13 protein-coding genes and 2 pseudogenes are annotated in these 17,247 nt (G+C 68.5%); 4 read left to right on the top strand and 11 right to left on the bottom strand.

Translation table 11 applies throughout. From position 1 onward, the window contains the following. Positions 1 to 4: 4 nt before the first annotated feature. The 3 genes from AB0C75_RS10090 to pabB all read left to right on the top strand — a co-directional run bounded on the left by AB0C75_RS10090 (position 5) and on the right by pabB (position 4,129). Positions 5 to 841 carry an arylamine N-acetyltransferase gene (locus AB0C75_RS10090; RefSeq protein WP_362888905.1) on the top strand — a complete coding sequence of 279 codons (837 nt, stop codon included), beginning with the start codon at positions 5 to 7 and terminating at the stop codon, positions 839 to 841. A 93-nt stretch (positions 842 to 934) separates the two neighbouring features. After that, the gene (locus tag AB0C75_RS10085; protein WP_362888903.1) at positions 935 to 1,957 is read left to right on the top strand and encodes a diiron oxygenase; all 1,023 of its coding nucleotides are present in this window, start codon (positions 935 to 937) and stop codon (positions 1,955 to 1,957) included. Between the two features lie 27 nt (positions 1,958 to 1,984). Then, positions 1,985 to 4,129 carry an aminodeoxychorismate synthase component I gene (gene pabB, locus AB0C75_RS10080; RefSeq protein WP_362888901.1) on the top strand — a complete coding sequence of 715 codons (2,145 nt, stop codon included), beginning with the start codon at positions 1,985 to 1,987 and terminating at the stop codon, positions 4,127 to 4,129. Between the two features lie 72 nt (positions 4,130 to 4,201). On the opposite strand, the gene AB0C75_RS10075 is transcribed toward pabB, so the two are convergent. Then, positions 4,202 to 4,636, bottom strand: a complete 435-nt coding sequence (locus AB0C75_RS10075) for a peptidoglycan-binding domain-containing protein (protein ID WP_362888900.1) — start codon at positions 4,634 to 4,636, stop codon at positions 4,202 to 4,204. A 358-nt stretch (positions 4,637 to 4,994) separates the two neighbouring features. Between AB0C75_RS10075 and AB0C75_RS10070 the strand changes: the two genes are divergently transcribed. Further along, positions 4,995 to 5,795 carry a GNAT family N-acetyltransferase gene (locus AB0C75_RS10070; protein ID WP_362888898.1) on the top strand — a complete coding sequence of 267 codons (801 nt, stop codon included), beginning with the start codon at positions 4,995 to 4,997 and terminating at the stop codon, positions 5,793 to 5,795. A gap of 310 nt (positions 5,796 to 6,105) precedes the next feature. Here AB0C75_RS10070 and AB0C75_RS10065 read toward each other — a convergent pair. The 10 genes and pseudogenes from AB0C75_RS10065 to AB0C75_RS10020 form a co-directional block, all read right to left on the bottom strand. After that, positions 6,106 to 6,911: pseudogene (locus AB0C75_RS10065) on the bottom strand (3'-5' exonuclease); the annotation flags it as partial. Positions 6,912 to 7,032: 121 nt separating this feature from the next. After that, positions 7,033 to 7,674 (bottom strand): annotated as a pseudogene (locus AB0C75_RS10060) (DUF262 domain-containing protein); the annotation flags it as partial. Between the two features lie 1,107 nt (positions 7,675 to 8,781). Continuing rightward, the gene (locus AB0C75_RS10055) at positions 8,782 to 9,330 is read right to left on the bottom strand and encodes a hypothetical protein (protein WP_362888896.1); all 549 of its coding nucleotides are present in this window, start codon (positions 9,328 to 9,330) and stop codon (positions 8,782 to 8,784) included. A gap of 382 nt (positions 9,331 to 9,712) precedes the next feature. Next, positions 9,713 to 10,036 carry an MMPL family transporter gene (locus tag AB0C75_RS10050; RefSeq protein ID WP_362889178.1) on the bottom strand — a complete coding sequence of 108 codons (324 nt, stop codon included), beginning with the start codon at positions 10,034 to 10,036 and terminating at the stop codon, positions 9,713 to 9,715. Continuing rightward, on the bottom strand, positions 9,979 to 10,494 hold the full coding sequence (locus tag AB0C75_RS10045; RefSeq protein WP_362888894.1) for an MMPL family transporter: 516 nt from the start codon (positions 10,492 to 10,494) through the stop codon (positions 9,979 to 9,981). The genes AB0C75_RS10050 and AB0C75_RS10045 overlap by 58 nt, the downstream gene beginning before the upstream one ends. A 92-nt stretch (positions 10,495 to 10,586) precedes the next feature. Then, a complete protein-coding gene (locus AB0C75_RS10040) occupies positions 10,587 to 11,831 on the bottom strand; it encodes a serine hydrolase domain-containing protein (RefSeq protein ID WP_362888893.1) in 1,245 nt (414 codons plus the stop codon). 269 nt (positions 11,832 to 12,100) lie between these two features. Then, positions 12,101 to 12,769, bottom strand: coding sequence for a response regulator transcription factor (locus tag AB0C75_RS10035; protein WP_362889175.1), 669 nt, complete (start codon positions 12,767 to 12,769; stop codon positions 12,101 to 12,103). A gap of 19 nt (positions 12,770 to 12,788) precedes the next feature. After that, positions 12,789 to 13,970 carry a histidine kinase gene (locus AB0C75_RS10030; RefSeq protein WP_362889173.1) on the bottom strand — a complete coding sequence of 394 codons (1,182 nt, stop codon included), beginning with the start codon at positions 13,968 to 13,970 and terminating at the stop codon, positions 12,789 to 12,791. Between the two features lie 125 nt (positions 13,971 to 14,095). Continuing rightward, positions 14,096 to 16,444 carry an FdhF/YdeP family oxidoreductase gene (locus AB0C75_RS10025; protein WP_362888891.1) on the bottom strand — a complete coding sequence of 783 codons (2,349 nt, stop codon included), beginning with the start codon at positions 16,442 to 16,444 and terminating at the stop codon, positions 14,096 to 14,098. A gap of 142 nt (positions 16,445 to 16,586) precedes the next feature. Beyond that, positions 16,587 to 17,099, bottom strand: a complete 513-nt coding sequence (locus AB0C75_RS10020; RefSeq protein ID WP_362888888.1) for an SRPBCC family protein — start codon at positions 17,097 to 17,099, stop codon at positions 16,587 to 16,589. Positions 17,100 to 17,247: the final 148 nt, after the last annotated feature.

Below are 17,247 nucleotides of genomic sequence, written 5' to 3'. Positions count from 1 at the left end.
ACGCATGACGGATTCGATGTGGCAGGGCCCCGGCGTCGACCTGGACGCCTATCTGGCCCGCGTGGGCTACCGGGGCGAGGTGGCGGGCGATCTCTCCACACTGCGGGGCCTTCACACCGCCCACGTCGACGCGATCGCCTTCGACAACCTCGACGCGCTGTTCGGCCGCACCTCTGTACCGCTCGACCTGGACAGCGTCCAGGACAAGATCGTGCGACAGGGCCGCGGTGGCTGGTGTCTGGAACAGGTCGTGCTGATGGCGGCCGTACTCGACCGCATCGGGTTCACGTTCACGGCGTTCGCCGGCCGGACACGGATCCGCACCGGGAACAAGTTCGGGCCGGCCCTGCACGTGGCCCTGTGTGTCGAGCTCGACGGCGAACGCTGGCTCCACGACGTGAGTTTCGGTGCCTACGGACCGCACGAACCGATCCGGCTCGCGGAGAACGCACGGCTGGACGGCAACGGCTCGTTCGATCTCGTACGGGAGCCCTCCGGTGAACACGTGCTGCGGTTCCTGGGGCCGGAGGGACCGGCCGAGCTCTACGGCTTCACCACGGACGTGCGCCATCCCTCGGACTTCGAGATCCTCAACCACTTCTGCCTCACGCATCCGCGCTCGCCGTTCAACCACCAGATGGTCCTCCAGCGCACACAGCCCGGAGTGAGGCACCTCCTCGCCGGCAGCACGCTCACGGAGATACGTCCCTCGGGGCCGGCCACGTTCCGGGAACTCGACAAGGACGAGCTGCTCTCAGCTCCCGAGGAGATCTTCGGGATCACCCTGGACCCTGGCGACGTCCAGACGCTCCGGAAATTCCTGGACGGCCGTGATGCGTAGGCACACCGCGCTGCTGGACGACCGCTGTCCCGCGGACTCCGAACTCCTCGACCACCTCTGCCCGAGCCTGCTCTGACCTGGACCGAGGTCACCATGAACGACATACCCGATGAGGCGGATCCCGGAGCGTCCACCGTGGCGCGACGGTTGCGGTCGCTCCCGGATCACGACCCGCACGACGCGGTGGAGAACGCCGTCCTCAGCAGGCTCGCGGGCAACTGGCACCGGCGCGCCACGGTCAAGCAGGAGGAGCCGAACCTGGACGACGTCTTCGAACTGGACCGGCCGGACTTCCCCGAGGCCCTGCTGCCCTTCCGCGAGCACCCCACCTACCTCGCTCTCGACGACGCGACGCGGGCGCGGATTCTCGCGTGGGGGTGGATCTCTTTCAACAAGAACATCATGGACATCGAACAGCATGTGGTGAACCCGGGCTTCGCCCTGGTCACGCAGGATGTCTTCGACACCGGCGTCGGCGGCGAGTCCATGACGCTCGCGGTCACCCAGGCCATGGTCGACGAGCAATACCACACACTGATGCACCTCAACGCGAGTGCCGTGACGCGCCGCAAGCGCGGCTGGCGGATGCCGGAGACGGCGCTGCCTCTCGCCTACAAGGCACGCAGGCAGGCGCACCGGATCGCCACGGCCGGGACGGACGAGGAGCGGGCCCTGGTGTCGCTCGCCTTCACCACGGTCGCGGAGATCTCGGTCAACGCCCACCTGGACCTCGTCGCCGAGAACCACGAGATCCAGCCCGTGAACCGTATGACGGCCGTCCTGCACAACCGCGACGAGTACTGTCACGCCTCGATCGCGGACACCCTCGCTCAGGAGGCGTGGAAGCACTTCTCCCCCGGGCAGCGCGACTACTTCCTCGCCGCTCTGGCCGACGGGATGGAGGCCTTCGCCGCACACGACTTCACGACCTGGGCAAGGATCCTGGACCTGCTCGGGGTGGAGGGGAGCGAGGAGATGCTGCGGGACGTCAGCAGCGCCTCCGGCGGCAAGCGGCTCCTCCAGGACTTCAGTGGGTTGCGGCAGCTCTGCCAAGAGCTGGACGTCCTGGACACCCTTCCCTTCGACTGGTCAACGGTGTCGACCCGAACCCCCTGACCACCACCCCACCCAAGGTGCTGACCCATGCGCGTCCTGCTCATCGACAACTACGACTCCTACACGTACAACCTGTACCAGTTGCTGGCGAAGGTGTACGGCGTCGCCCCCGTCGTCGTACGCAACGACGCCGATGACCGGGACCGGTTCGACCCGCAGGGCTTCGACGCCGCGGTCATCTCCCCAGGCCCCGGCCACCCGGCCCTCCCCCGTGACTTCGGCCGTTCCCGCGATGTCCTGGAGAACTCCGGGCTGCCGGTCCTGGGGGTGTGCCTGGGCCACCAGGGCGTGGGTCTGCTGGCCGGCGCGCCGGTCACACCCGCGCCGGAGCCCCGGCACGGCCATCTGTCCACGATCCGCCACAGCGGTACGGGCCTCTTCGCCGGCATCCCGCAGGACTTCACCGCCGTGCGCTACCACTCGCTGAGTGTCGCCGAACCCGTGCCCGCCCACCTGGAGGTCACCGCGCGCGCCGAGGACGGCGTGCTCATGGGCCTGGCCCACCGCGAACGGCCATGGTGGGGCGTGCAGTTCCACCCGGAGTCGATCTGCACGGAGCACGGCGCCCGCCTCGTGGCCAACTTCCGGGACCTGGCACTGACGGGGCGCGACAACGGCACGGGTCCGTACGAGGGCAGGTCCGCCGCCATGCCCGTACCGGACGCAGTACCTGACGCGGCGTCGGGCATCGTGCCTGATACGGCGTCGGACGCGTCACCGCCGCGGCTGCGCGCGGAGTACGACATCCTGGACCGGGCCGTGGACGCGGAGGCCGCGTACCTGGCCCTGTACGGGACGAGCACCCGCGCCTTCTGGCTCGACAGCTCACACGTGGAACCGGGTCTGGCCCGCTTCTCGTTCTTCGGCGCCGCCGAGGAGCCGGACGCGGAGATGCTGACCTACCGTGTCGAGGACGCGCACACCACCGTGAACCACCCCGACGGCACCTCGCGCCGGGAGAACGGCAGCATCTTCGACGCACTCGACCGCCGCACCGGCCGTGTGGTCGAGGGGGCCGGGGAGCTGCCCTTCGACTTCACCGGCGGTTACGTCGGCTACTTCGGCTACGAACTGAAGGCCGACCTCGGCGGACGGCGCGCCCACCGGTCGCGGACCCCGGACGCGGTGTGGCTCCAGGCGGACCGCTTCGTCGCCGTGGACCATGCCGAGAACCGCACGTACGTCGTCGCCGTCTGCGAGCGGCAGGACTCCGACGCCGCGCAGAAGTGGATCAGAACGGTCGTCCCCGTCCTTGCCGGACTCCCCGTCGCGGACACGGACACCTCGGCCCCGCCACCCCCCGAGCAGCACGACGCCTCGGCATGGCTGGCCCGCCCGCGCGCGCAGTACCTGGCGGACATCCAGGAGTGCGACCGGAGGCTGCGCGAGGGCGTGAGCTACGAGATCTGCCTCACCACCAACCTGCACCTGCCCGCACCGGCCGACGACCTCGCCTACTACCGGCGCCTGCGGCGGCTCAACCCCGCCCCCTACGCGGCGCTGCTGCGCCTCGACGGCCTAGCGGTGTTCGGCTCCTCGCCCGAGCGGTTCCTCAAGGTGGACGCCGCCCGTACCGTGGAGGCGAAGCCGATCAAGGGCACCGCGCCCAGGCACCCGGACCCGGACACCGACGCGGCCACGCGCCGCGCGCTGCGCACGGACCCCAAGACGCGCGCCGAGAACCTGATGATCGTGGACCTGCTCCGCAACGACCTCGGGCAGATCTGCGAGATCGGCACCGTCACCGTCCCCTCGCTCATGGCGGTGGAGTCCTACGCCACCGTGCACCAGCTCGTCTCCACCGTCACCGGCACCCTGCGCGAGGGCAGTTCCGCCGTGGACGCGGTCCGGGCCTGCTTCCCCGGCGGGTCCATGACGGGGGCGCCGAAACTGCGCACCATGGAGATCATCGACGACCTGGAGGGCGAGGCCCGAGGCGTCTACTCCGGCGCCATCGGCTTCGTCGGCTACACGGGCACGGCCGACCTTAGCATCACCATCCGCACCGCCGTCCGCCACGACGGCGAACTGACCATCGGCGCGGGCGGCGCCATCGTCCTGGACTCCGACCCGGAGGCCGAGTACGAGGAAATGCTCCTCAAGGCCCGGACCACCCTGCGCGCACTGCCGAAGGAGGAGGCGTACACACACGGGGAGACCGAAGGGCGATGACACACACGGCCATGACGCGGTGCCGAGAAGCGGCGAAGGACGGCCGGTGCCGTCAGGCGCCGAATCCCGGCGTCAGATGCGGGCGCAGCCCAGCGTGGAACTGTAGTGCTTCATCGCGTCACGGGTGTTCGGGCCGTAGATGCCGTCCTTGGAGAGCCCGTACGACCCCTGGAGGGCCTCAACGGCGAGGAACGTCTGCGGGCCGTAGTAGCCGTCGGGGGTGCCGAGGTAGGAGTAGCCCTCGCACTTCGCCAGGCTTTTCTGGAGCGCCTTCACGGCCGGGTTCACCTTGGTCTGGTTGAGTACCAGCTTGCAGGTCAGGCTCTTGGAGCTGCCGTAGGCGGGCACCGTGACGTAGTGACCCGAGGTAATGGAGACAGCCTTGGTGGTGTTGCAGGTCGGGTGGATGGCGGCCCCGCTCGCGGAGGGGGAGACGGCGACACCGGTGGCGAGTACGGCTGCCAGGGTGCCCAGGGCAGCAAGGGCGCGGGGTCTGCTGCGGGACATGCGGAAGGACATCGTTCTCCTGAGGTGAAGTAACAAGCAGGCAAAGGATTTTGACCAGTAGCCATGATGCTTGGTGTCTCTTGGCGTGTCTATGCTCCGCCCGCGCACCGCTGCGCCCGACACCCTCGAACAAGGTGACCGATGCCCGGAGCGGGGACGCTTCGACGCCCCCGACTCCGAGTGCGCCGTCGGCAAGGTACGGGCGAGGACCCGCACACCCCGGGCCACGGACGAACACGGGGACTGATCAGCCACTGCCTCTGCGTCGACGGCACGCAGACACGCGGATACTTCCGCCACCTCGGCTCGTTGACCTCTCCGACAGCATTCCGTGCAGGCGACTGTTTGAGGAATTTCGATGAAGGATCTCGCGGACTCGACGGAATCGATGGAGCAGCTCGCCACGGTCTGGCGGGCACTGGTCCTCGACCGCGACCCGGGGGCAGACGTACGTGACCTTCCGGGCATCGGCGTCCGCTGGGCGGACTCCCGTTTCGCTTTCTGGAACTGCGTCACGCTGACCGACGTGAAGGCCGACGCGCCGCTCGCGGAACGGCGTCTGGCCCAGGCCGCGGACATCATGCGCACCAAGCGGCGCCCCGGTTTCCTCTGGCTCTTCGAAGACCTGCTGGACGACGGCGCACGGGCGGTACTGGACGAGGCGGCCGGACGGGCAGGTCTCCAACTCGCCTTCCCCGGCACCGGCATGGCCGGGGATCTGCTTCCGGTCCCCGACCCGGTCCACCCCGACCTGACGTTCGTGCGCGTCCGCTCCGACGACCAGCTGACCGCCTACGCGGACCTCAACTCACGTGCCTACGGCTTCGACCTGGCCGACGGCCGCGACGGGCTCGCCGGCTCCACACTCTGGAAGCAGGACGTACACGCCTACCTCGGCCTGCGCGACGGTGTCCCCGTGGCGTGCGCCGGAGCGGTGGCGGCCGAGGGCCGCCTCTTCGTCGCGCTCGTCGCCACGGACCCCGCGTGGCAGCGCCGGGGCTACGGCGAAGCCGTGACGAGGAAGGCCCTGCACGAGGGTGCGCGGGCCACAGGGTTGACCCGTGCCACCCTGCACGCGACGGAGGCCGGGGCACCCGTGTATCCGCGCATCGGCTTCCGACCGAACTCCCCGATCCGCTTCTACGGGCTGCGGGACTGAACCTCGGCCGGAGGGGAGACCGGTACGCAGGGCCCAGCCGCTGTCCCTGGCCGCTCACGGCACGGCCAGTTACTAGTAGCGCTGCTAGCTTCTACGCCGCCCCCGCGCCCGCGGTCAACGCTCGTCGGCCGCGAGCCACTGAGGACCGAAAGGACGTGCCCTGGCGCGGGGGACATCATGGCCTCCGGTCAGCAGCACGGGTCCACGGCACCCTCCCTCTGAATGGTCACTTGCCCCCAGAGCATCGAGCCTCTTCGACTGCTCGGCACGCAGGCCTGGCATGGTTATGCCCCAGATGCAGGGAGCAAGCTCAGTTACCTCCCGCACCCAAGGCGCGAAGGAATCGGCTGGGCTCACCGTTCCAGGAAATGGTGAGGGCGTCCCGTGCCCTGGTGGCCGCGACGAACAGCAGCGAGCGCGCTCGCTGCAGTTCGCGCCGGTGACGAAGGCGGTCGGTCCGCTCCCAGGTATCCACGGCCGAGCGGGGAACCAGGCCCTCCGAGACGCCGGCGATGATCATGCAGCGGTACTCGAGTCCCTTGAACCGGTACATGGTGCCGACGTGCACCCCCTCGACCCTCGCGCCCCGTCACCCGTAATCTTCGCGGCCATGATGCCGCGGCGAGCGAGCCGCGTCACCACCTCGTCGGCCATGTCGTTCGTCGGTACGCACACCGCGACGGACTCGCGCGGGACGTCGTGCCATGCCTGCACCTGCTCCACGACGAGATCGAGTTCCTTGTCCCAGCTGTCCGCACTCCGCAGGGAGGGACGTCCGCCGTGCAGCACCGAGCGATATCCGGCCAGGTCGTCGTCGCCGCCGTCGAGGTCGTCGAAGTCCGTCCCTTCCAGGATGCCGATCGCGGCGCCCAGGATCTCGCGGGTGGTGCGGTAGCTCAGCGTCAGCTTCGCCGAGCGGCCCCGGATGTTGACGCCCGGGCTGCCCAGCGTGACCTGGTTGTCATAGATCCGCTGATGTGTGTCACCGACGAGGAAGATGTCGTCGGACTCGCTGGGCGCCATGGCACGCAGCATCTTCCAGTGCGCGGCTCCGAGGTCCTGGGCCTCGTCCACGACGATGTGCCGGTAGCGGTAGCGCATCCAGGCGCCGGTCCCGGACTGACTGCAGCCACATCAGCTGTTCGAGTTCATCGTTGGTGAGGCTGGCTTGCAGAGGCAGCCAATACGTCTCATAGACACGCTCGCCGTGTTTGGGTAGACGCATGAACAAGTAGTTGCGCAGCAGATCCGCCTGGCTGAGTTTCAGCCCTGTGTTGTTGAGGGACTCGAAGATGCGGTGCACGTTGTCACCGCGTTCCGCGCTCACCACGACCAGCGTGAGGCGCGAGGTGAGCGCCTGCTCGATGCGCAGAACCTTCCCGGAGTTCGCCGAATCATCGGCCTCGACCAACTTGCGGCGGAAGAATCCGTAGGCGGAGGCCACCCTGTCCCCCGCGGCCTGCTCCGCAGGAAGACTCCGGATGTGGGCTGCGAACTGCGGCCGGTCCGCTTGCGTGGGCAACAGGCGGAAGTACTCGTCACCCTGCTTTCGCTTGTTGATGAGGTATTCCTCGTCGATGCGCTCGGCGTCATCCGCATTCCCATCGGCGATGTGGTCACGAATCGCCACCAACGCCAGGGACAACGTGGTCAGCCGCTGCTGACCGTCGACAACGAGCCAGCGGGGAAAGGTTGCCTCATTCTGCGGGGACGGGGCGAGCACTACCGATCCCAGGAAGTGTGTACTGGCCGGCGTACCGGAGCCCAGGAGTCCAGCCTGTTCGAGGATGTCGTTCCACAGTTGGGCCAACTGCCTTTCCGACCAGGAGTAAGTGCGCTGATAGAGCGGTACCTGAAACTGCTGGGTCCGGCCCTGCATCAGATCGGCGAAGACGGTCTCTTTGGCCTGCACGGATGTTCTCCTCGGAGGGTGGGCGATCCGGAAGGGACCGGATTCAACATACGACGACAGGGCAGCGCGCTTCATGCGACGGCCGCATCCTCGTTCGAAGCAGACAATAAAGGGCACGTCAGGGGCACATGGCGAAGAGCAGACCGAGGATGTGACCGACCTCGCCTTCAGCCTCTGAAGCCGCTCAGGGTTCACCCCTCACCGGTAACACCAGCATATTCGCGCCGTCATCGGGATCGACGACTTTCACTGATCCAGTGGCTCCTCCGCGAAGGGAGCTCGTCGAACAGCAGTGCTTTCTGCGTCCAGGAAAACCCTAAGGCCTGGCGAACGAGTGGCGTCCGTCCACCCGCGTCGCCACAGCCCGCAGGCGCGGCCTTGCCGGTGCAGCGCGCAACGGCCAGCTTCCAGAAGAAGGCTCGGTCACGTGTTGCCATCGATCAGTTGCAATCTGTTCATGCGCTACCGGGAGGCGACCTCCGCCTTGGCCGACAAACACACAGGATGCGTGTTTTGAGTACATCCAGAAGGCATCGCAGGGGCGCTTCGTGCAGCAGGAGCCACGGTGCAGCGACTCCGCCAGCACCTTGGCACGTCGGGTGCCTGTTCGTGCACGGCGTGGGAAATCGACGACCCGGCGATTGCCTCGCTTGGGGAGCGACCGTTGCCGACGTACTGAGAGACGTGCACGAAGCAAACGCAGCGCAGTGGGAGGCACGGCCTCCCTCGACGACGCAGGAGGACCACGATATCCGGCAGGCAGGGCTCACCCTGAAATGTGGTGGTGTCCCTCGCACAGCGCTGTTCGCCGAGGCGCTGTGGTCCGAGAAGCTCGCTTCCCTGTGTCGGACGCTTATGCCTGGGCCACGTCCGTCGCTCGATTCGCTGACGCCCGTCGACTACAGGCAGCTCGACGCCGTATGCTTCACGGCCTCCTGGCAGCCTCACCACGAGTCTCCTGCTGGCGCCATCCTTCTGAGGAGTATTCCTTCCTCGAAGTCGTACGCTTACGTCGATGAATTGGTGCGCATGCCGATGTCCTGCCGCTCCTCACCACCTGCACCGGAACCTGCATCACCCCCCTGATCCAAGGATGGGCACCCGGCCGGGCAACTCCAACCAATCCGCTACCGATCCCTCGACAAGCTTCTTGACCTGTCCCACCCCCTCCAGTCCCAGGACGTCTTTCAGGCACGTGCAGCCTGCGAGATCACCTTTGCCGGTCAGGCAGACGTAGATTCCGGCCACCTGCAAACCGCGTGCAGCAGCGACCAGTTGCTCATCCCCCGGGAGCGGAATTCTGGCGGAGACCTCCCGGGCAAACTCTCGCGCTATCGGTGGACGTCCGAACAATCCGAGGAGACCTCCTGCCGCGCGTCCAACGGCTGCGTGCAGCAGTTCCTTACCCTTGAGGATGTTCCTGGCCAGCTCGGCAAGGTCGTCACAGCCGCGCCTCTGGTGCCTCTTGACCAGCGCCTTCCAGGTTTCGTCGGAGACGTACGCGGCGGCTCGGTCAGCAATCGCCGCAGCTCCGCCGTCCTTCAGAACATCCAGGCAAAACGCTGCGACAGCTTCGGCTTGTTGTCTCTCCTGCGTCCGTGCGGAGGGTTTCTGGGCTGCCACCGCTGCTGGGAGTGTACGGCGGGGCGGTGCCGTTGACCGCCGCACGACCTGCGTACGTCGGGGAGCGGGCTCTGTGCGTCGCGAGGCCGGAGCTCGCCGTGGGGTCGACGCCCGCTTGGCCGTTCGTCGGCCCGCACCCCCTTCAGGGCGACCGAGGTGATGATGGCAACGCAAGCCCGGCCCTTTGACCGGATTCCTGCAGAGAGTTCCGTCGTCGGTCGCGGCCCGGCATCTGTAAGCCATGCTCACAAGTGTCACGAGCGACTCCCGACACCGGCAACGTCGCCTTTCCAGCCACGATCCGGACACTGATCCCGGAGCGCTCGGCCGCTACCTCATGACCGTGGCAAACGGCATCGCCGTCCAGGGTCCGGCTGATACGTCAGCGCTGTGCGCTCTCGGAACGGGAACGAGTCATCGTCCGTTCCGGTGGCGGCACAACACGGTCAGCTTCCCGCCCTCGATGTCGATGTCGGGTTACGAGCCGGCGCGGTAGCCACCAGGCCCAGTCACCGAGCAGCACGAGTACGGCGGGGACGATGGTCATCCGAACGCCGAAGGCGCCGAAGGCGACCGCGACCGCAAGACCGAATCCGATGGACTTGATCGTGGGGTCGTGAGAACCCACGAAGCCCGCGAAAACCATGATCATGATGAGGGTCGCGGCGGTGACGACCGTGGCGCTCGACCGGGAGCCGGATTCGATCGCCGCACGGGCGTCGGCGCGGAACCCAGCGCCGTGATGGCGGCCAGGCTCACGCCGACCCCGAGCAGCGCGGTGACCAGAGGCAGTCCCGCGGCGGACAGCGAGCCGAAGGTGATGACCAGGACGATCCCGGCGAGCGCGAACCCGATGATCTCCAGGGTGCTGCTCTCGCCGGCCACGGGGAGGGCGTCGCCGGTGCCCTCGACCGCAAGACCACGGTCACGGGCCTTCCTGGCATCGGCGTCACCGATGCTCTGCCCGTCCGGAGCCCGCAGGACGATCGTGGCCGTGGCGCCCTCCACGTTGGCTGCGGGGAACCTCTCGTCCAGCAGATCGATGGCGCGCCGGGACTCCGTGCCGGGCAGCGTGAGGCCCGTGGTGTTCGGTCGTGGGGCGTAGAGCGTTGCTTCACATGACCGCGTCCAGCCGGCGCAGGACCGTGAGCCGCGCGGCGACATGAGCGCCGCGGAAGGCTTGAGGCTCCGTGGACGGCGTGGGCGGCAGTGACGGCCTGTCTCCGCGGCCGTCATGCCGTCATGCCGTCATGCCGTCATGCCGTCGGGCGGTCCGATGGCTGCGGCTCGCCGAGCATCTGACACGTGGCCGCGTCGACGAGGGTCTTGTTCGCGATGGCGGCCTTCTCGTCCTTGATGCCGAAGTTCGTGCTCGTCAGGACGGCGACGCTGCGCCGTCCGCTCACGTCGGTGTAGATCTCGCTGGAGTAGCCCGGCAGGCCACCGGTGTGTCCCCATACCGTGCCGCAGGAGGTGTCCACCCGCATCAGACCCAGTCCGTAGCCTCCGCCCTCCTCAGGAGCGTCGACGGTGGTGCGCATCTGCTTCAGGTGCGCCTCCGGCAGCAGCTCACCCGACACCAGCGCGGTCAGGAAGCGCTGCCAGTCCTGTGCGGTGGAGACCATACCGCCCGCCGCCCAGGACCAGCTCGGGTCGATGGCGGAGGTGTCGATGTTGTCCCCGGGACGCCCGGGACCGGCGAATCCGACGCCATCGGGCAGGTCCACGGTCCTGGAGAGGATGGTCTTCAGCCGCTCGGCGGCCGGCTCGTAGCCGGTTACGTGCTGCTTCCCGGTGGTCTCGTCCGTTTCCCAGTCGGCGTTCGTCGCCAGGAACGAATCCTTCATACCGAGCGGCTCGGTGATCCTCTTCTCGATCAGCTCGGCCAGGCCTGTGCCGGTGGCCTTCTCCAGGATGAGCCCGAGCGCCTTGTAGTTGGCATTGCTGTAGGAGTACGTCTCACCGGGCGCGGACACCCGTTGGGGCGTGATGGTGAGGAGCTGCTCCGGCGTCCACCTGCGCTGCTCCTGGCCGGTGAGAGAGGGCAGGAACTCGGAGGTCAGCAGGAAGTCGCCGAGCCCGCTGGTGTGGTTGAGCAGCATCCGTACGGTGATGTCCGCGCCGTCCTCCAGCTGTCCCGGAAGCCACTTCTCCACCGGGTCGTCCAGGCCGATCCGGCCCTCGGCGACCTGCTGGAGGACGAGAGTGGCGGTCACCGTCTTGGTGTTCGACCCGACCCGAAACAGGTCATCGGCGGCCAGTCGGTGATCGTCCTCCGTCCAGGCGGCCTGCCGGGCGACCTCGACGGGCTTGCCGTCGCCGGAGTCGACGCGGACGATGATGCCGAGGGAGCCCGTGTCCGCCGCCTGCTGCGCGAGGCCGGCCAGCTCTTCGCCGGCCGCCGGGCTCGCCGTACTTCGCCCGGCCGCAGGCCCGCCCTCCTTCGCACCCGCGTCCGAGCAGCTCACGAGCGCCGCGCCCATGCAGGTCGCCAGCGCCATGGTCAGCGCTCCCCGGAAAACTCGGTGACGGCGAGACGACGTGTATCGAGACAACGTGTCTGGCGTGTATGCGGACATGGCGGTTCCCTTCGGCGCGTGACGATGTGCTGTGTGCGTCGAGGGACCGGGCAGGCGCCCGTTGAGCGGCCTTTCGGCGGGTCCCACGCACAACAACCATTCAGTCAGCGCCGCGCCGCCGGTACATCGCTCGATGGCGGGCTTCCCGTCGGCTCGGGGTCACTCCAAGGAATGACTCATAGGCACCCAGGTCAGGACAGGGTGTTCCTGGCCAGCACCGCGGCCTGCGCCCTGCTCTGGCAGCCGGTCTTCATGAGCACACGGCTGACGTGTGTCTTCACGGTGTGCAGGCTCACCACCAGCTGCCCGGCGATCTCGGCATTGCTCAGCCCGTCCCGGACCAGACGCAGCACGTCGACCTCCCGCTCGGTGAGGTCCCGCAGCCGGGCCAGCTCCTGGTCGTCGGGCCGGCGCCGGCCGCTCAGATGGCCCTCGATGATCCGCTGGGTCACCGCAGGGCTCAGCGCGCTGTGCCCGGCCGCCGCAGCACGGACGGCCTCGGTGAGCTGTTCGTACGAACTGTTCTTCAGCAGGAATCCGGACGCCCCGGACGTCAGCGCGTCGTCGACGTACTCGTCCAGGTCGAACGTCGTCAGCATGAGCACCCGGCTGCGCCCCGGCCCGAGCAGTCCCCGCCGGCCCAGCTCGGCCAGTGCCCACAGGCCGTCGCGACGCGGCATGCGGATGTCCATCAGCAGCACGTCCGGCCGCAGCCGCGCGCACGCCTCGACGGCCTGCTCACCGTCGTCCGCGGTGCCCGCCACGGTGATGTCAGCCTGGCTGTCCAGGATGGCGCTCAGCCCGGCGCGGATGATGGGCTCGTCGTCCACCACGAGGACACTGACCGGCCCTTCGCCCATGGCTGACCCGCTGATCTGCTCAGACACCCGCGGACTCCCACGGCATCGTGGCCACGACGCGGAATCCGCCGGCCTCGGTCGGCCCCGCGACGAGTTCGCCGCCCAGCGCACCCACCCGTTCCTCCATGCTGACCAGTCCGAGTCCGACACCCGCGCCGGGCGTGCCGCGCCTTGAGGCACACCCGTTCACGATCTCGCACCGCAATTCTCCCAAGTCGCCGTCGACACTCACCAGGACCGGTGCCCCGGGCGCGTGCCGACGCGCGTTGACCAGCGCCTCCTGCACGGTGCGGTATCCCGCCAGCTGCACCGGACCCGGCACGGACTCCAGCGCGCCACCCGTCGTCAACTCCACCGTCCCACCCGCGGCCCGGTGGCTGTCCAGCAACGCCTTCAGCTCGCCGAGGCCCGGCACCGGCTGGAGGGGGACGGCGTCCGCGGGGTCTCGCAACATCCGCAGCAGGTCACGCAATTCGCCGCTGCTCTGTCGGCCCGCCGCCGCCAGCCCGTCGACCTGGGTGCGAGCCCAGTCGGGCAGCTCGCCGCCGCGGGCCCGCAGGGTCTCCGCGTGTACTACCAGCAGGGTCAGCGAGTGGGCGACCACGTCGTGCATCTCACCGGCGATCCGTGCCCGCTCGCGTTGCGTGGCTTGCGCCGCCTCCAGAACCTGTGCCCGGCTCGCGTCGGCCGCCCGTTGCTCGGCGGCGGCCAGCAGCGCCTGCCGGGTCCGCGCGGCGAACCCCATCGCCCACGCAAGCGGCATCGGGGCCAGCGCGGCGAGGACGTCCAGGCCGCCCTGGAAGTCACCGGAGTCGGTCGTCATCCGGTTCAGCCACAGACCGGCCAAGCCCAGCACGACGCCGGCGAGGACCGCCGACACCGCCCGCCGCCAGCTCCCGCAGCGGTTGCCCAGGTTGTAGAGCAGCACCGCCAGCGGCAGGAAGACCAGTGGCGACAGCTTGGCCCCCGCGCCCGCGCTCCCCACCAGCGCCGCCAGAAGGGCCGCGAAACCCACGACGAAGGCGGTGGCCGGCAGCCGCCGCCTGAGCAGCAGGGCCGCCACGCCCACCGCCTCGTACGCCGTGAGCGACGCCCAGGCCGGCCCGGATGTGTCCACGTACGGCTGCGACAGCAGCGGCGGCAGGAACGTCAGCACGACCAGCCCGGCGTCGGCGCCCCACCGGGGCCACCTGTCCTCCATCACTCTCATCCATCCGACACTAGGACCTCGCACGCCGCCCTTCGTCACTCCAAAGAGCCACGCCCCGCGACCGCTCGTGCTCCGTACCACCACTCCCAGGACTGCCGACGGCCCGGCTGTGATCCCTACCGTGCACCTTCCCGCGACGCGCCGAGCGGCTCCGTGCTGCCGGGCGCGGCATCGTGACGCGGCTCCAAGCGGACCAGGATCCCTTTGGACGTCGGGGTGTTGCTCTGATCGGCCACGCTGTCCAGCGGTACGAGGACGTTGGCTTCCGGGTAGTACGCGGCGGCGCAGCCCGGAGGTGTGGAGTATGAAACCAACCGGAAGTCCTCCGCCCGGCGCTCGATACCGTCCCCCCAGACGCCCACCACGTCGACGCGCGCGCCGTCGTCCAGGCCGAGGGCACGCAGGTCGACCGGGTTGACCATGACAATGCGGCGCGAGCCGTGAATGCCCCGATAGCGGTCGTTCGTCGTGTAGGGCACCGTGTTCCACTGGTCGTGCGAGCGCAGCGTCTGGAGCAGCAGGTGCCCCGCCGGGGCGCGCAGCATCTCGAAGTCGTTACAGGTGAACAGCGCCTTGCCGCTGGGCGTGGGAAAGACGCCGTCGTTGACCGGGTTCGGCAAGCCGAAGCCACCCGGCTTCGCCGCCCGGGCGTTGAAGTTGTGAAAGCCCGGAACGATCCGGGCGACGCGCTCCCGGATGTGCCCGTAGTCCGCCTCGAAGTCCTCCCACGGAACAGGCACTCGGTCCCCGAGTGTGCGGCGGGCGAGTCTGCTCAGGATCGCCACCTCGCTGAGCAGGTGCTTCGAAGCCGGTTCCCGACGCCCTGCCGAAGCGTGCACCTGGCTCATGGAGTCCTCGACGGTGATGAACTGCTCGCCGCCGCTCTGGCGATCCCGCTCGCTGCGGCCCAGCGTGGGAAGGATCAGCGCGGTGTCGCCACACACCGCGTGGGAACGGTTGAGCTTTGTGGAGATGTGCGCCGTGAGACGGCAACGGCGCATCGCGTCCGCGGTGAAGTCACTGTCGGGAGCAGCCCGTACAAAATTGCCCGCGAGCCCCAGGAAGACCTTGATCCGGCCCTCCGACATGGCCCGGATCGAATTCACCGTGTCCAGGCCGTGCGCTGTCGGAGGGGAGAAGGAGAACTCACGTCCCAGCGCGTCGAGGAAGTCCTGCGGCATCTGCTCCCAGATACCCATGGTCCGGTCGCCCTGCACGTTGCTGTGTCCGCGCACCGGGCAGACTCCCGTGCCCGGCTTGCCGATGTTGCCCCGCAGGAGGAGGAAGTTCACCACCTCGCGGATGGTGGGCACCGCGTGTTTCTGTTGGGTGAGGCCCATCGCCCAACAGACGACGACCCGCTCGCTGGCCAGGACCCGGTCTCGCAGTTCCTCGATCTGTGACCGGCCCAGCCCTGTGGCGGCCAGGACATCGGGCCAGGAGACGGTGCGGCGCAGGCTGTCGGCGAGCTTGTCGAAGCCGTTGGTGTGGGCGTCGATGAACGAGCGGTCCAGCACCGTACCTGGCGCGGCCTCCTCGGCTTCGAGCAGCAGGAGGTTCAGGGCTTGGAACAGAGCGAGGTCGCCGCCCAGGCGGATCTGGAGGAACTGGTCGGCGATGTTGGTGCCTCTGCCGATCACCCCGCTCGCCTTCTGCGGATTCTTGAAGCGCATCAGACCCGCCTCGGGCAGAGGGTTGACGGCGACGATCTTGCCGCCCCTGCGCTTGGTCTCCTCCAGCGCCGAGAGCATGCGGGGGTGGTTGCTGCCGGGGTTCTGGCCCAGAGTGATGATGAGGTCGGCGTGATGGATGTCCGCCAGACTTACATCGCCCTTGCCGATGCCCAGCGTCTCGTGGAGAGCGGTGCCGCTGGACTCGTGGCACATGTTGGAGCAGTCCGGCAGGTTGTTGGTGCCCAGGGCGCGGGCGAAGAGCTGGAGGACGAACGCGGGCTCGTTGCCGGCGCGGCCCGAGGTGTAGAAGACCGCCTCGTCGGGAGTGTCGAGGCTCCGCAGTTCCTCGGCCAGCAGCCCGAGTGCCTCGTGCCAGTTGATCGGCTCGTAGTGGTCGGAGCCCGGCCACTTCACCATCGGGTGGGTCAGTCGGCCCTGTTGGTTCAGCCACCGGTCCGAGGCCCGCGCCAGGTCGGCGACAGAGTGGCGCGCGAAGAACTCGGGAGTGATGCGCCGAGTGGTGGCCTCGTCGTTGGTGTGCTTCGCACCGTTTTCGCAGTACTCATTGAGGTGCCGGTTGCCCGGGTCAGGGTCCGGCCAGGCGCAGCCCGGGCAGTCGAACCCCTTGGTCTGGTTCAGGTCGAGCAGGTTCAGGGCCGTACGCCGCGGCGACGTCTCGGCCAGGGAGTACTGAACCGCGTGGGCAACCGCCGGTACACCGGCCGCCCAGGTCTTCGGCGGCGTGATTTTCGCCCGTTCTCCACCAGGGTCTCCGGTCGATGACTCTCGCATGTATCAGCCTTTCGCTCAGTACCGCCGTTTCGTGCGAGCAGTGCGCCCGGACGGGTGAACGACGGCCATATCACCTGCTCGCGGTCCCTTACCCGACGGTTTCGTCGACGTCGGCGGGTCCCACCAGTGGGCTGGCCGGCGTTCAACCCGTGGGCCAGTGCGGCACCGGCCGGGGCTCCGGCTTGGCATGCGGCTGCACATGGCCACCGTTGATGGTTCCGCGCCACGCGCCGGTCTCCCTGCCCTGGCCTTCGATGTACTCCTTGAAGCCCCGCAGACTGCTGTGGACCTGCCGACGGACCACGCCAAACGCATCACCGGCCCGCTCGACCAGGCCCTGCGGAGTGAACTCGACGCGATACGTCACTCGGCAAGCAGTGTCGCCCAACGGCTCGAACAGCACGAACCCCATGTGGTAGGGCTCCTCCAGGCTGCGCCAGCTCACCTGCTCGTCGGGGCGCTGCTCGACAACCTTCGCGTCGAACTCCCGGGTCACACCACCGAAGCGGGTCACCCAGTGCGACAGGGTGGCCTGGGGCTTGTCGACCCGCTCCACCCCACCCATGAACTGGGGGAAACTGTCGAACTGGGTCCACTGGTTGTATGCCGCCCTGACCTGCACGTCCACGTCGACCGAGCCTTCGATCACGCTCATGGGCGCTCCGCCTCTCCGCACCAGTCGGGTGGACGCGTGCCGCGTACCCTCTCCAACGCTAGCCAACCTTCGGACGGTTCGCCGCTCACGCGGAGATGGGTCGTCGTCGGCCTCCGTCGCCCACGTGGGCTCGGTGGATGACCGCCCT

This window comes from Streptomyces sp. NPDC048565 (assembly GCF_040650935.1).
Classification (GTDB): Bacteria; Actinomycetota; Actinomycetes; order Streptomycetales; family Streptomycetaceae; genus Streptomyces.
This window is presented reverse-complemented; position numbering and strand designations above follow the sequence as displayed.